At 61.8% G+C, this 14,722-nt stretch carries 11 protein-coding genes and 2 pseudogenes; all 13 read left to right on the forward strand.

Features of this window, described 5'->3' with window-relative positions:
- Positions 1 to 51: 51 nt before the first annotated feature.
- The 13 genes and pseudogenes from ACZ5BO_RS09595 to ACZ5BO_RS09655 all read left to right on the forward strand — a co-directional run bounded on the left by ACZ5BO_RS09595 (position 52) and on the right by ACZ5BO_RS09655 (position 14,686).
- Positions 52 to 2,982 (forward strand): glycosyltransferase family 2 protein, encoded by a 2,931-nt coding sequence (locus ACZ5BO_RS09595; protein ID WP_464699414.1) that lies wholly within the window; start codon positions 52 to 54, stop codon positions 2,980 to 2,982.
- A gap of 248 nt (positions 2,983 to 3,230) precedes the next feature.
- A pseudogene (locus ACZ5BO_RS09600) lies at positions 3,231 to 3,707 on the forward strand (sugar phosphate nucleotidyltransferase); the annotation flags it as partial.
- A gap of 157 nt (positions 3,708 to 3,864) precedes the next feature.
- Positions 3,865 to 4,041: a hypothetical protein gene (locus ACZ5BO_RS09605; protein ID WP_464699416.1), complete on the forward strand. Its 177-nt coding sequence runs from the start codon at positions 3,865 to 3,867 to the stop codon at positions 4,039 to 4,041.
- A pseudogene (locus ACZ5BO_RS09610) lies at positions 4,034 to 4,354 on the forward strand (DegT/DnrJ/EryC1/StrS family aminotransferase); the annotation flags it as partial. The gene ACZ5BO_RS09605 and the pseudogene ACZ5BO_RS09610, both read left to right, overlap by 8 nt.
- A 56-nt stretch (positions 4,355 to 4,410) precedes the next feature.
- Entirely contained in the window at positions 4,411 to 5,106 is a 696-nt protein-coding gene (locus ACZ5BO_RS09615; RefSeq protein ID WP_464699418.1) for a sugar phosphate nucleotidyltransferase, read from the forward strand.
- Entirely contained in the window at positions 5,103 to 6,470 is a 1,368-nt protein-coding gene (locus ACZ5BO_RS09620; protein ID WP_464699420.1) for a GHMP family kinase ATP-binding protein, read from the forward strand. Before ACZ5BO_RS09615 ends, ACZ5BO_RS09620 begins: the two co-directional genes overlap by 4 nt.
- Positions 6,467 to 8,368 (forward strand): N-acetylneuraminate synthase family protein, encoded by a 1,902-nt coding sequence (locus tag ACZ5BO_RS09625; RefSeq protein ID WP_464699422.1) that lies wholly within the window; start codon positions 6,467 to 6,469, stop codon positions 8,366 to 8,368. The genes ACZ5BO_RS09620 and ACZ5BO_RS09625 overlap by 4 nt, the downstream gene beginning before the upstream one ends.
- Positions 8,369 to 8,403: 35 nt before the next feature.
- The gene (locus ACZ5BO_RS09630; RefSeq protein ID WP_464699424.1) at positions 8,404 to 10,206 is read left to right on the forward strand and encodes a thiamine pyrophosphate-binding protein; all 1,803 of its coding nucleotides are present in this window, start codon (positions 8,404 to 8,406) and stop codon (positions 10,204 to 10,206) included.
- Between the two features lie 2 nt (positions 10,207 to 10,208).
- On the forward strand, positions 10,209 to 10,955 hold the full coding sequence (locus ACZ5BO_RS09635; protein ID WP_464699426.1) for an SDR family NAD(P)-dependent oxidoreductase: 747 nt from the start codon (positions 10,209 to 10,211) through the stop codon (positions 10,953 to 10,955).
- A 14-nt stretch (positions 10,956 to 10,969) separates the two neighbouring features.
- Positions 10,970 to 11,788, forward strand: coding sequence for a sugar phosphate isomerase/epimerase family protein (locus tag ACZ5BO_RS09640; RefSeq protein ID WP_464699428.1), 819 nt, complete (start codon positions 10,970 to 10,972; stop codon positions 11,786 to 11,788).
- Complete coding sequence (locus ACZ5BO_RS09645) at positions 11,778 to 12,530, forward strand: SDR family NAD(P)-dependent oxidoreductase (protein ID WP_464699430.1); 753 nt, start codon at positions 11,778 to 11,780, stop codon at positions 12,528 to 12,530. The genes ACZ5BO_RS09640 and ACZ5BO_RS09645 overlap by 11 nt, the downstream gene beginning before the upstream one ends.
- A complete protein-coding gene (locus ACZ5BO_RS09650; protein WP_464699432.1) occupies positions 12,527 to 13,360 on the forward strand; it encodes an SDR family oxidoreductase in 834 nt (277 codons plus the stop codon). Before ACZ5BO_RS09645 ends, ACZ5BO_RS09650 begins: the two co-directional genes overlap by 4 nt.
- Positions 13,361 to 13,387: 27 nt before the next feature.
- Positions 13,388 to 14,686, forward strand: coding sequence for a class I SAM-dependent methyltransferase (locus tag ACZ5BO_RS09655; protein ID WP_464699434.1), 1,299 nt, complete (start codon positions 13,388 to 13,390; stop codon positions 14,684 to 14,686).
- The last annotated feature ends 36 nt before the right edge of the window (positions 14,687 to 14,722 follow it).

The raw sequence follows: 14,722 nt of genomic DNA on the forward strand, positions 1-14,722 counted from the left end.
GCGACATCAGCCAACAACCTAATGCCTCCGATTGAGCGGACAGGAATTCATATGCAAAGCAATTTTCCCAACGGTGCATCCCCCTTGAGTGAGCATTTCACCTTGGTTTTGCTGGCGCATGAGCAGCCTCGGGCTTTGCGTCGAGCGCTGCGCTACTACAGTGGATGGCCTTGCACGGTGCTGGTGGTCGACTCGTCGAGCCAGAGCGATAGCGGGGTTGGCGCCGAGTTTGCCGATGTGCTTTATCAGCATGTACCGGCCGACCGTGCCGAACATTTCAGCGGCAAATTGCGTCAGTCCATCGCAATGCTGAAGACTCCTTACATGGCCATGGCCGATGTCGAGGATTTCCTTCTGCGTGAAGGGGTCGAGCAGTCTCTGGACTTTCTTGAGGCCCATAGTGAATACGGTGCTTGCCAGGGGTACAGCCTGGCTTTTGAGGCGCATGCTCAGGGAGTCGATTACCTGCGTCTTGATCGCAAGGGGGAAGAGGACTATTGCGCGGAGTCTGCCGAGGCCCGGTTGGAAGTATTCACCCGCCATTGCCCATCGTTGATCAGTGCAGTGACCCGAACCGAGCTGCTGCGTCGGTGGTATGTTTCGATGCCGGCGGATTTCAATCCGGCCCTGCAGGAGATCGGGCATTCCTATGGCCTGACGGTCGCCGCCAAGGTGCGTCTGCTGCCAATCCCCTACGGACTGCATGAGCAGCATTGCGCTTCAAGGCTGCAAAACCTGCAGATTGCAGCGCAATTGAGCTACCGCGATGCGCAGGCCTTGGTTGAACACGAGCGTTTCGCCCTGGCTCTGGCCGTGGCTTTCGACGCCATCGACGGCGAGAGCATTCGCCAGCGTACCCGGGACAACCTGCTGGCCGTTGGCAAGTACCTCGCAACCTTGCCAGGGCTTGAAACGGAAAAGCTGATCGAATCGACGTGGGACTCGCTGTTGGAGCAGCCGGTCCGGCGTTTCGAACCGACCCAGTACGTAGAGTTGCCCTTCTACAACCAGGCGTTTTTCGAACAATTGAGCGCCCTGGAATTTCTCCTTCATGCGGTACCGAGCGGTCGTCGACAGTTGGAGGAGCTCGAAGGCGTCATGCTCCAGCAGAAAGAGCTGTTGCGGGTCCAGCGTAATGCTAGTGCCGAGCCTCTCGATGATCGGCTGCAGAAAGCCTTCGAACTCTACGCCTTCAACTTGCCAGTGGTGCAGCAGATGATCCGGTCGCTGCAGGCCCGAGGTGAGGAGCAGCGTGCGCAGGCAGTTCAGGCCTGGGAGGCTCGATTGCAGGCAGCGACACTGGCGCAATGCGCTGAGTGGTTTGATACAACCCGCTCCGGACGCCTTCTGCAGTGGCTCGAAGCACGTGAGCCAGATGCCGGTCAGGTAGAGAAGATCGGCCGGCACTTGGTGCGCCACTCCGGTGGGCCTTCTTTCGGGATATTGCTGCTGGACCTGCAGGCCGACATCCTCAAGTTGCAAGCGACCTTCGATAGCGTGATCAACAGCTACTGTCGCAACTTCAAGATCATTGTCTTCACCAGTGGTGATCTGCCTTCGGTCACCACTGCGCAAAACACCTTGCATTTCGTCAAGGTCGACGAGAACAACTACGTCGACAAGATCAACCAGTCAGTGCGACAAAGCGACTGCGATTGGCTGGTCATGGCGCAGGCCGGAGACGAACTCACGCCCAGTGGTTTGTATCAGGCAAGCCTTGAGCTGTTGGCGGCGCCGCAATGCCGTGCGGTGGCCATGGACGAGATCCAGCGCCTACCGGATGGCACCTTGCGTGATGTGTTCCGTCCGGGTTTCAACCTGGACCTGTTGCAGAACTGTCCTGCCCTGCTGGCACAGCATTGGCTGGTACGCCGCGATGCTCTGGTGCAGGCAGGGGGTTATTCCCGCGAGTTCAAGGGTGCCCTGGAATTTGATCTGCTGTTGCGCCTGATCGAGCAGGGTGGCCTGGAGGGGCTTGCCCACCTGGCCGAGCCGTTGCTGGTTTGCCAGGCGCCCATGGCACAGAACAATGCTGACGAGCGCGAGGCGCTGTTGCGGCATCTGGCTACCCGAGGCTACCAGGCCGATATCAGCGCGCCGGTGCCAGGGACCCATAAGATCGACTACCGCTTCACTGAGCGTCCGCTGGTATCGATCATCCTTCACAGTGTTAAGGATCTGCCGGCCTTGCAGCGCTGCCTGCTCAGCATACTGCAGCGAACCCGCTACCAGCGTTACGAGATCCTGCTGGCTGAAGATCCGGCCTACTCGGCGCCATTGAGTCAGTGGCTGGCCGCTCAGGGGCAGCAAGCCAACCGTCTGCGCCAGTTCGGCATTCAACCCGGTTTGTCGGCTGCGACATTGATCAATACCCTCAGCCAGCAAGCCAAGGGTGAATACCTGGTGACCCTGGCGGCTGACAGCGAAGTACTCAACGTCAACTGGATTGAGTCACTGCTTAACCAGGTCCTGCGTCCTGAAGTCGGCGTGGTGGGAGCCAAGTTGGTGGATCGGCAGGCGCGGGTGACCCAGGCGGGGCTGATCATGGGCTTCAATGGCAGTGTCGGTTCGGCTTTTGTTGGTGAGCCCAAGACGTCCGTGGGCTATCTCAATCGATTGGTGGTAGAGCAGAACTGTTCGGCGGTGTCTTTTGCCTGCTTGATGATTGCCAAGCAGTTGTTCGACGCCGCCGATGGCATCGACGACAGTTTGTTTGCCGAAGGGTTGGGTGATGTTGACCTGTGCCTGCGGATTGGCCAGGGCGGTTACCTGACGGTCTGGACGCCCCATGTCCAAGTCATTCAGTCGGGGTTGCTTGAGTCGTCGCCTGTTGCATTGCAGGTCCTTCAGGAGAAGTGGTCGCAGGTACTGGGGCATGACCGCTTCTACAACAAGAACTTGACCTTGCAGGGGCGTGGCTATGGCCTGGGTCCTGTGGCTGCGGTTCCTTGGATGGAGCTGCTGGATCAGCCCGGCGGCTAAGAATCTTCAATCTTCTCCCGCCACATGCTGCAGATAAAAAGCCCACTTTCGGTGGGCTTTTTTATAGCTTCGCAATACCGATGGAAGTGCCGAAGGGTGGGGTTTTTCAGGTGTTTTTTCGATGGCACCAATATTGCTTTCCAGTGCCTGCGCCCCCGGTAAATCGCACAGGTGCCGAATTATTGGCGTACAGGCTGAGGGGGTAGCAGGCCATTGAAGACGATGCTGTTCACATTTGAGAGACGCACATGAAGGCAGTAATTCTGGTGGGGGGGGGAGGTGCTCACATCAGTGAGGAGTCACACCTCAAGCCCAAGCCGAGGATCGAGATTGGTGGCAAGCCAATCATCTGGCACATCATGAAAAACTACTCTCACTACGGCATCAACGACTTTGTGGTCTGCCTGGGCTACATGGGTTACATCATCAAGGAGTACTTCGCCAACTACTTCCTGCATATGTCGGATGTAGCCTTCGACATGGCGGAAAACCGCATGCATATCCACCAGCGTCATGCCGAATCCTGGCGTGTGACCTTGGTGGACACTGGAGAGGCTGCCGGTACCGGCGGCCGCTTGAAGCACGTACGCGATTACCTGGGCGATGAGACCTTCTGCTTCACCTATGGTGACGGCGTCTCGAACGTGAACATTCCCGAGTCGATCGCCTTCCACCGCCAGCATGGCAAGCTCGCCACGGTGACTAAGTTGCAGCCCCCGGGCCGCGTTCGCAGACGGCGCGCAGCATGCCGGGGCCTGGAATTTTGCTCCCGGCAGCAGCAACGTGGCCAGGGTGCAGGGCATCGTCAGCCAGCTCGCCGAATTGTGGCCCACGCCTGTGCGCTGGGCTGTCGAGCCGGGAGCCCAGCCCCATGAAGCCAGTATGCTGGCACGGGGCTCAAACAAGGCGCAGACGGAGCTGGGCTGGACCTCGCGCTGGCCTCTGGCAACCACACTGGAGCGCACCCTGGCCTGGAACCTCGCCTGGCAACACGGCGAAGACATGTACACCTTTACCCGCAGGCAGATCGCGGACTATCAAGGCAATACCCATGAGTGAAAGTACTTCGCAGCAGTTACGCCAACAAATTGTCGAGTTGGGTGGGCGTTATGCGCAGTTGCAGATGGCGCCACAAGTGTTCGTGGCAGGCCAGAGTGCCGTGCCGCCTGCGGGCAAGGTGATCGGTGCCGGTGAGTTGCAATCGATGACCGAAGCGGTTCTGGATGGCTGCTTGACCACCGGGCGCTTCAACGATGCTTTTGAAAAACGCTTGGCCAAGCACCTTGGCCGACGTTGCGCACTGACCACCAACTCGGGTTCGTCAGCGAACCTGCTGGCCTTTTCGGCGCTGACCTCGCGGCGCCTGGGCGAGGAGCATCTGGCCCATGCGGCTCACGGCCTCGAACACTTCTTCGGGCTGGATCGCTGATGCGTGCCTATATCCTCTGTGGCGGCTTTGGTACACGCCTGAGCAGCGTACTGCAAGGTTCGCAAAAGGCCGTGGTCGATGTGCACGGCCGGCCATTCCTGGAGCTGGTACTGCAACAGTTGAAGCTGGCCGGGCTCAGCGAAGCCGTGTTGTGCGCCCATTACCGTGCCGATCAGTTGGACCAGCTGTTGCCTGCTCTCGCCGCGCAGAGTGGTCTGAAGTTGCGGTTGGTGATCGAAGAGCAACCCATGGGTACGGGGGGCGCAATATTGCATGCGCTGCACGAGGTGCGGGCTGAGGGGCGCTATCTGGTGCTCAACGCCGATACGTACCTTGATCAGCAGGCTTACCGCTTGGCCCTTGGTTCGGCAGCGGACTGCGTGCTTGGGGTGATGGTCGAGGACCGCTCGCGCTATGGCAGCCTCGCCTGCTCGCAGGATCTGCGCCTGCTGGCCCTGAATGAGAAGGGCGCGTCCGGGCCGGGCCTGGTCAACGCCGGGGTGTACAGTTTTTCCGCCGAGGCCCTGAATGAGTTCGAACGGCAGGCCTGCTCCATGGAGCAATGGATCTTGCCGCACCTGATCGAGCGGCAACGCTTGCAAGTGGTCCAGTACAGCGGACCGTTCATCGATATTGGAACACCCGACGCATTGAGTGCTTTCAAGTCCAGTGTGCAAGAGGTCGGGAAACCATGAGCCAATTGGTCAAAAACCAGACGATCTATACCCACCAGACCATCCTCGAGGCAGTCGAGTGCATCGAGTCGGGGGACTTGCAGATCGTCTTTGTGGTCGATAATGGCTACCGCCTGGTTGGCGTGCTGACAAACGGTGACTTGCGCCGTTATCTGTTGCAGGGAGGCGCCACTGATGTGCCGGTCACCGAGTGCATGAACACTCAATACCGTTCGGTAAAGGTGGGTGCTGCCCGGGACGAAATGCTCAAGATCTTCGACCTCAGCTACAACGCAATCCCGGTGGTGGATGCCCAGGGCCTGCTGGTGGATGTGGTCACTCCGTCGTTGCTGGCCGCCAACCAGGAGGTACCGGTGCTGGCCAGGGCACGAGCCCCGGTGCGTATGAGCTTCAGTGGTGGCGGCTCGGACCTCACTTACTACTTTGTGGAAAACCCGGCGGCGGTGCTCAGTTGCACAGTGGGACTTTACTCCCACGCTACCCTGATTCCGCGTACGGATGAGGTCATCCGGATTTTCTCCGAAGATCTGGATACCGAAGAGCAATACGAGTCGGTGGACGCGTTGCTGGCCCATACCGGCAAGGGGTTGCTGGCAACCATTGTGTCGGTGATCAAGCCCAGCTATGGCTTGGACTTGCATGTGCGCTCCGACTTTCCAGTGGGCTCGGGCCTGGGGGGCTCTTCGGCTGTGGCGACGGCGGTGATCGCTGCCTTCAACGAGCTGCGCCGCGATCGCTGGAGCACCTATGAAGTTGCCGAACTGGCCTTCCAGTCCGAGCGCCTGTGCTTTGGTATCGCCGGTGGGTGGCAGGATCAGTACGCCTCAGCCTTTGGCGGTTTCAACCTGATCGAGTTCAAGGAAGGGCGTAACCTGGTCCACCCGATTCGCCTCGACGATTCGATCTGCAACGAGCTTGAAGAGTGCCTGGTACTCTGTGATACGCGGATTTCCCACGACTCCGGCAAGCTGCATGTACAGCAGCGTGAAGAAATGGAAAGCAAACAGGCACAAGGGTTGTTGCTGACCGAGAGCGTATCGCTGTGCCGGCAAATGCATCACCACCTGATTCGCGGGGAGTTGCTGGAGTTCGGCCGCAGCCTGCACCAGGGCTGGATGCTCAAACGACAGTTTTCCCGGGCCGTCAGTGATGGCGTCCTCGATCAGATCTATGAATGCGCTCTGAGCGCCGGTGCCTTGGGTGGGAAACTGCTGGGGGCCGGAGGCGGCGGGTTCTTCCTGTTCTATGTACAGCCCCAGCATCGGCATGCGGTGACCGAAAAGGTCCGCGAGCTGGGCTGTCGCACCACTGATTTCCGATTCGAATCCAACGGTGTCACTTCCTGGCGGACCAAAATTCAATGAATGAGCAAGTTTTCAGCATCGATGGCGTGGTCATCGGTGGCGACCGGACCTTTGTGATTGCCGAAGTCGGCAATAACCACAACGGCTCCCTGGCATTGGCCAAACAACTGGTGGATGCCTCGATCGAGGCCGGCGCCGATTGTGTGAAGTTCCAGCTGCGCAATCGCGAGGCGTTGTACCGGCGCAAGGCTGACGGTTCGAGAGCCGAGGATCTGGGGGTGGAGTACATCCAGGACTTGCTGGACAAGGTCGAGCTGAATGTCGAGGAGCATCGGCAGATCCGCGCCTACTGCGCGGAAAAGGGCATCAGTTACATCTGCACTCCCTGGGACGAACCCAGTGTCGATGTGTTGGCCGGTTTCGATGTTCCGGCGTTGAAAATCGCCTCTGCCGATCTGTGCAACCCTTACCTGATCGCCAAGGCCGCGACCCTGGGCAAGCCGCTGATTCTCTCCACCGGAATGTCGCTGGAGCATGAGATCGAGCGCGCCATCGTGCAGTTACGGGGCTTGGGCGTGCCCTTCGCCTTGCTGCATTGCAACAGCACCTATCCGGCGCCCGAGAGCGATATCCAGCTCGGCTACCTGGCGCGCCTGCGCGAACTGCATGGGTTGATCGGCTATTCCGGCCATGAGCGCGGCACGGCCATCAGCATCGCCGCGGTTGCCCTGGGGGCCAAACTGATCGAGCGCCACATCACCCTTGATCGTGGCATGGAAGGCCCGGATCATCTGGCCAGCCTCGAACCCCAGGAGTTCCGCCAATTGGTGGAGGGGATCCGGCAGTTGGAGAAGGCGTTGCCGTGGACCGGCCCAGGCCGCCATGCCAGCCAGGGCGAGTTGCTCAATCGCGAGAACCTCGGCAAGAGCGTGATCGCCGCACGGGCCATCGCTCCCGGGGAAACCTTCACCCAAGACATGTTGCGGGTAGCCAGCCCGGGTCAGGGTCTGGCGCCATACCGGTTGAACGACCTGCTGGGCAGGCAGGCCGGGCGGAGTATTGCCCAGGGCGATTTTCTATTCGACAGCGATCTCAGCGAGCAGGCCGAAGTACGCCGGGAGTTCGCCATGCCGATCCTCTGGGGCGTGCCGGTTCGTTATCACGACTTCCTGCAGTATGAGCAGTGGATCAAGCCGGATCTGTTCGAGTTCCACCTGTCCTACCGCGACTTGAGCGTGGCGCCCCAGGCGTACTTGCGTCAGGTGCAGTGCTCGCGCCTGGTGGTACATGCTCCGGAACTGTTCGAGAACAGTGAACTGCTGGACCTGGTGGCCGATGACCTGGAGTACCGCCAGCGTTCGATCGTCAACCTGCAGCGGGTAGTGGATGCCACCTTGCAGATTGCCGAGTACTTCCCCAATGCCGACTCGCTGCTGATCGTTGCCAACATCGGCGGGTTCTCCGCAGACGAGCCGTTTCCCATCGCTCATCGGGCCGAACTGTACCGGCGTTTCCAGGAATCCTGTGCTCAGGTGGACTTCGGTCGCACCGAACTGATTCCGCAGAACATGGCGCCGTTCCCTTGGCACTTTGGCGGGCAGCGTCACCAGAATATTTTCATGATGCCCGACGAGCTGGCGGAGCAGGCCAAGGCCCTTGGCCTGCGCCTGTGCCTCGACCTGTCGCATTTGCAGATGGCCTGCTTCCACTTCGGCCTGGACTTCCAGGCCGCGCTGGCGCTGTTGCTGCCGCATTCGGCGCACCTGCACGTGGCTGATGCCAAGGGTGCCAATGGCGAAGGCGTAATCATGGGCACCGGCGACGTGGACTGGCCGGCGACCTGGGCCCAGCTCAAGGGCTATCCAACCGTGAGTTTCATCCCTGAGGTCTGGCAGGGGCATAAGGATCATGGCGCCGGTTTCTGGTCGGCGCTGGAGTTTCTCAACACATTGAATTGAGCCGAGTGCTCCGCGAACGGGATGGAGTTTCAACGATGAGTAACACAATGCGCGTAGCTGATTACATCATGAACCGGCTGGCGGAGTTGGGCATCAAGCAGGTGTTCTTCCTGCCGGGCGGTGGCGCCATGCATTTGAATGATGCGCTGGGGCGCCACCCCGACCTGGAGCCGATCCTTTGCCTTCAGGAGCAGGCGTGCGGAATCGCTGCCGAGGCCGCTGGCAAATTGACCGGTGGCGCGAGTGCCTGCATGACGACCTGCGGCCCAGGCGCGACCAACGCCGTCACGGCGACCCTTGGCGCGTGGCTGGACTCCACCCCGGTGTTCTTCATTTCCGGGCAAGTCAAAACCGCCGACCTGAAGGCCGGCACCGGCTTGCGCATGCTGGGCGTGCAGGAGGCCGATATCGTGTCCATGGTCTCCTCGATCACCAAGCGGGCGGTGACGCTCACCGATCCCGAAGCGGTCGCCGAGGTTTTCGACGAGCTGGAATACGCCGCGTTCAACGGTCGTCGCGGGCCGGTCTGGCTGGATGTTCCCCTTGACGTGCAAGCCGCGCAAGTCGATCCCCAGGCGCTGCGTCGGGCAACACTGCCCGCACCCGTTGCCGCGCCTGACATCAGCGCGGCAGTCGCCCGTACCCTGGAACTGCTCAAGACCGCCAAGCGTCCAGGCATCATCGCCGGTAGTGGTATTCGCATGGCCGGGGCCATCGATGCCTTCAATGCGCTGGTCGAAAGCGCAGGCGTGCCGATCATGCCGACATGGCTGGCCATGGATGTGATTGAGGACGAGCACCCGCTTTACGGCGGACGCCCGGGTTCGATCGCGCCGCGCTGGGCCAACTTCACTCTGCAAAATTGCGACCTGCTGATTGTGCTGGGTTCGCGCCTGGACATGGCGTTGACCGCTTACAATCATGCGCATTTCGCCCCCTTCGCCAAGAAAGTGGTGGTCGACATCGACGCGGCGGAAATCGCCAAGCTGCAGATGCCGATCGAGGTGCCGGTGGTGGCGGACGTCAAGCCGTTCATCGAGGCATTGGTCGCTGGTGTCGCCGCCGAGCCTCTCCCGGACTATTCGGCGTGGCTCGCGCAGATCGCCGACTGGCGCCAACGTTATCCGCTGCTGCAGCCCGAGCATGCCGACGACAGCCAGGGGGTGAGCATGTACCACTTCACCGATCGGCTGTCCGAGTTGCTCGGCGAGGGCGATGTGATCGCGCCTTGCAGTTCGGGGTTCGCCGCAGAGCTGTTCCTGCTGAGCCTGCGGATGAAGAAACACCAGCGCTGCTTCCATAACCGCGGGACCGGTTCCATGGGCTTCGGTGTGCCATCGGCCATTGGCGCTTGCCTGGCTTCGGGCCGTCGGCAGACGATCTGCGTGGAAGGCGACGGCGGCCTGCAAATGAACGTGCAGGAGCTGGCGACCCTGGCCGCGCAGCGCCTGCCGGTCAAATGCTTTGTGGTCAACAATCAGGGCTACGCGTCCATTCGCACCTCGCAGAGCGCGCACTTCAAGCTGCTGGTGGGTGCCGACGCCGAAAGCGGCCTGCAACTGCCGAACTTGCGCCAGCTGGCCGAGGCCTATGGCGTGGGTTATGCCTTGATCGAGGGGCATGCCGACCTCGACGCCCGCCTGCGCGAAGTGCTCGACCGCGAAGGCCCGGTGGTCTGTGAGGTGATAGTCCAGGTTGAAGAACCGCGCATTCCACGGGTGATGACCCGTATCAACGCCCAGGGCAAGCCCGAATCGGGTGCCCTGGAGGATCTGTATCCCTTCCTTTCGCGTGAAGAGTTCGCCCAGAACTGGCCCCTGGACGCGCAAGGAGCATGAACATGAATGTACTCGATAGCTTCCGGCTCGATGGCCAGGTCGCCCTGGTGACTGGCGCGTCTCGCGGGATCGGCGCGGCCATCGCCAATGGCCTGTGCGAGGCCGGTGCCATCGTCTACGGCATTGGCCGCTCGGCTGAGACGGAGGCGCCTGGCGCCTTCCAGTATCGCCAGTGCGACGCGCGCGAGGCCGTCGAGGTGAAGGCACTGCTGGCCGAAATCGCCGAGCGCCATGGTCGTTTCGACATCCTGGTGAATGCCGCGGGCATCACCTTGCCGGGCAACCCGGACGCCGATCCGATGGTCAGCTTCCAGCGCACCCTGGAATTGAACCTGACGGCGGCCTACGCCTGCTGCCTTGCGGCCGTGCCTCATATGCAGCGCAACGGGCGTGGGTCGATTATCAACGTCACCAGCATTGGCGCCGGGCTGGGTTTTCCCGGCAACCCCGGTTATGTCGCGTCCAAGGGCGGGCTGGCGGCGATGACCCGCGCATTGGCCCTGGACCTGGGCGGCCAGGGCATCCGGGTGAACAACATCGTCCCGGGCTATGTGCATACGGCGATGACTCACGGTAGCTACAGCGATCCGCAGCTGAACGCGGCCCGCGCTGGGCGCACGATGCTCGGGCGTTGGGGCAGGGTCGAGGAGTTGGCAGGCGCGGCGGTGTTTCTCGCCTCGCCCGCCAGCAGCTATGTCACGGGCACCGATCTGCATGTCGACGGCGGCTGGTCGGCCAAGGGGTTGTGATGGAAATCGGCTTTATGCAAGGTCGCCTGTGCGAGCGGGTGGATGGAAAGATCCAGGCGTTCCCCTGGGGCGACTGGGCCTCGGAATTCGAGGTCGCGCAAGGCCTCGGCGTGCGCTTGATGGAGTGGACCTTGGATCAGGAGCGGTTGTACGAAAACCCGCTGATGACCGAGGCTGGACGCCAGCGCATCAACCAGCTGAGCCAGGCCCATGGGGTGCGCGTCCTTTCGCTGACCGGCGATTGCTTTATGCAGGCGCCTTTCTACAAGGCCCAGGGCGCGGAGCGTGCCAGCCTGCTACAGGACCTGGAGGCGATTCTGGATGCCGCCCAGAGTGTCGGCATCGTCTATGTGCTGATCCCGCTGGTCGATAACGGTTCGCTGACCAGCCCTGAAGAGGAAGCGGCCTTGCTCGAAGGCCTGCTGCCGCTGCGCGAGCGTTTGGTCGAGGGCGGCTTGAAGATCGTGTTCGAGTCCGATTTCTGCGCCGAGCGCCTGGCGCGTTTCATTGCCCGTTTCCCCGCCGATGCCTTCGGTATCAACTACGACATCGGCAACAGCGCCGCCTTGGGCTATTGCGCGACGGAAGAAATCGCCGCTTATGGGGCGCGGATCGACAACGTGCATGTCAAAGATCGGGTTCTGGCCGGCACTACCGTGCCCCTGGGGACCGGCAACGCCGACTTCGCGCAGGTGTTCGCGGCTCTGCACAAGACCGGCTATACCGGCCATTTCATCTTGCAGACCGCGCGTGCCGACGACGGCGACCATGCGGGGGCTATCGCTCGCTACCGCGACATGACCCAGGCTTGGTGGAACACCCATGAATCTTGAACTTGGCGGCAAGGTGGCCCTGGTCACCGGTTCGTCTTCGGGCATCGGGCTGGCCATTGCCGGCCAGCTGGCCGAAGAGGGCTGCCAGGTAGTGCTCAATGGCCGTGATCCCGAGCGCCTGCGTGCGGCGCAGGCCCAGCTGCCTGGCGCGCAAGCGGTGCTTGCCGACGTGCGCGAGCCGGCGGCCTGTCAGGCACTGATCGCCGAAGTCATGGCCGTTCACGGTCGGCTCGACATCCTGGTGTGCAATGTCGGCAGCGGCGCTTCCGTGCCGCCCGGCCAGGAGCACCCGAGCGAATGGCAGCGCGTGCTGGACATCAACCTGCATTCGACGACCAACGCCGTATGGGCGGCCACCGATGCATTGGCGGCCAGCAAGGGTAACGTCATCTGCATCTCTTCCATCTGCGGTATCGAGGCGCTCGGCTGCCCCGTGCCATACGCCGCCGCCAAGGCCGCCCTGGAAAGCTATGTGCGCAATGGTGCGCGGGCATTCGGGCGCCAGGGCGTGCGGATCAACAGCATCGCCCCGGGAAACATTCTGTTCGAGGGATCGGTCTGGGACCGCAAGCTCAAGCAGGACCGCGGGGCGGTCGAGTCAATGCTGACCAGGGATGTGGCTCTGGGGTGCCTGGGCACGCCCGGCGACGTCGCACGGCTGGCAGCCTATCTGGCGTCGCCGCTGGCGGCGTTCATTACCGGGGCCACGTACGTGGTCGACGGAGGACAACTCAGATCATGAAAAACGCAACGTCCAACCTGTTCGACCTGAGCGGCCGGGTTGCGGTCATCACCGGTGGCGGCGGCATGCTGGGTTACCAGCATGCGGCAACGGTCGCCGACCTTGGCGGCATTCCGGTGCTGTTGGACATCAACCCCGAGGCCCTGGAGAACAATCGTGCGCGGTTGCATGACGAACTCGGCGTCGAGGCGCTGGGCCTGACGGTCGACATCACCGATGCCGACAGTGTGAGCGCCGCCTGCGCCACCGTGCTGAAGCAGCATGGCCGGGTCGACATCCTGATCAACAATGCCGCGCGCAATCCCAAGGTCGAAGGCAACGATGGCAAGGAGTTCTCGCGGTTGGAGCACTTCCCCTGGGAGCAGTGGCGCCAGGATCTCGACGTCGGCCTGGGCGGCGCCTTCAATTGCGCCAAGGTCTTCGGTGCACACATGGCCGAGCAGGGCGCTGGGGTGATCATCAATATCGCCTCGGACCTCGGTGTCATCGCCCCCGATCAGCGGTTGTACCGGGTCGAGGGCAAGGCCGCGGACGAGCAGCCGGTCAAGCCGGTGACTTATTCGGTGGTCAAGCACGGCCTGATCGGGCTGACCAAATACCTGGCCACCTACTGGTGCGAGCAGGGCGTGCGCTGCAACGCCTTGTCGCCGGGCGGGGTATACGCCGGGCAGAACGATGTTTTCCTGGGCAAGCTCAGCCAGCTGATTCCCCTGGGGCGCATGGCCCAGGTCGATGAGTACCGCGGGGCTCTGGCGTTCCTCTGTTCCGACGCATCAAGTTACATGAATGGTGCCAACCTTATTGTCGACGGTGGGCGCAGTACTTGGTGACGCCCCACTCTCATGCTGGAGACGCTGATGAATTTTGAATTGCAATCGACAAGCCAATGGGTGGCCGGTCGCACCCAGACGCTGCTGCTGTCCTCCGGGGTGTCGGTCCCCGTGCGCCTGAGCCAGGCGCCCCTGTCGGAGGCGGTCGACGCGGTTTTGCTGCGTGAGCCGGAAGACCTGGCGGTACTGGCGCGGTTGCCGGAGTTTCCCGCGCTGCATCGGCTGCTGGAAGGTCATGACGAGGCGGCCCGCCTGGCCGAGCACAAGCGCGGCCTGCTGGCTGCGATGAGCAAGGGTATCCATGTGTTCGGCGCCCACCGGATCGGCCAGTCGGTCGTCAACGACGCGCGACGCGTGGGGATTACCGTGGCTGGCCTGCTGGACAACGATCCGGCGAAGGCCGGGCAACGCCTGGACGGCATCGAAGTGTTCCACCCGAAGGCCATCGACCTGTCCGACGTGGTGGTGGTGGTTGCCAGCGGCCGCTACAGCAACGAGATCATCCGGCAAATCAAGGATCGTTGCGCTCGGGTGGTGAACCTCCATGAGTTCCTCTACGCGACGGACTCGGCGCATGGCCCGGAGCCTACGTTCGCCAACCTGCCCCATGACACCCTTGCGGGCCCCTTGCGCTACCTGTCGGCCTTCCTGCGCCTGGGCGATGAGCAATCCAGGCAGGCATTCAATGGGCTGATCGAGATGCGTATGTCGCTGTCGATCGAGCCGGCCGAAGCCCACAAGTCTCCTTTCGCCGACGAGTACTTTGACAGCGCCTTTGTCAGTGCCGAGCAAGCGCGTCACTTTGTCGACGCCGGTGCCTTCAACGGCGACACCCTGGCGTCGCTGGAGCGTCATTTCGGTCCGGTTGAACGCGCTTACCTGTTCGAACCGGAGATGGCTCCCTACTACGCGGCCCTGAAGCGTTTTTCGGATCGGCCTCACGTGCTGCTGTTCAACATGGGCCTGGACAGTGACTACAGCCGTTTCGAATACGATCCGGTGCTGTCGTGCAATCTGGCGGGTGAAGTGACCGGGCCGATTCCCGGCAACATAACGTCGTATATCCAGGGCGTGCCGCTGGAGCAGCTGGTGCCTGGCAAGGTCGGGCTGTTCAAGCTGGACATCGAGGGCATGGAGGAGAGGGCGCTGTTTGGCGCGACGGCGGTTATTCGGCGTGAAAAGCCGGTATTGGCCGTCTGTGCCTATCACCGAGCAGACGACTTCTGGAAGCTGATCGATACGGTGACGGCGATCAGGCCGGATTATCGCGTAGGCATTCGGCACTACGCAGACATTCTTCACGACATCACCCTGTACTTCTATTGATGTAGTGGAACGCCCGGATCCGTTCGGGCGTTGCTT

The sequence above is a fragment of the Pseudomonas sp. FFPRI_1 genome, from assembly GCF_055384485.1.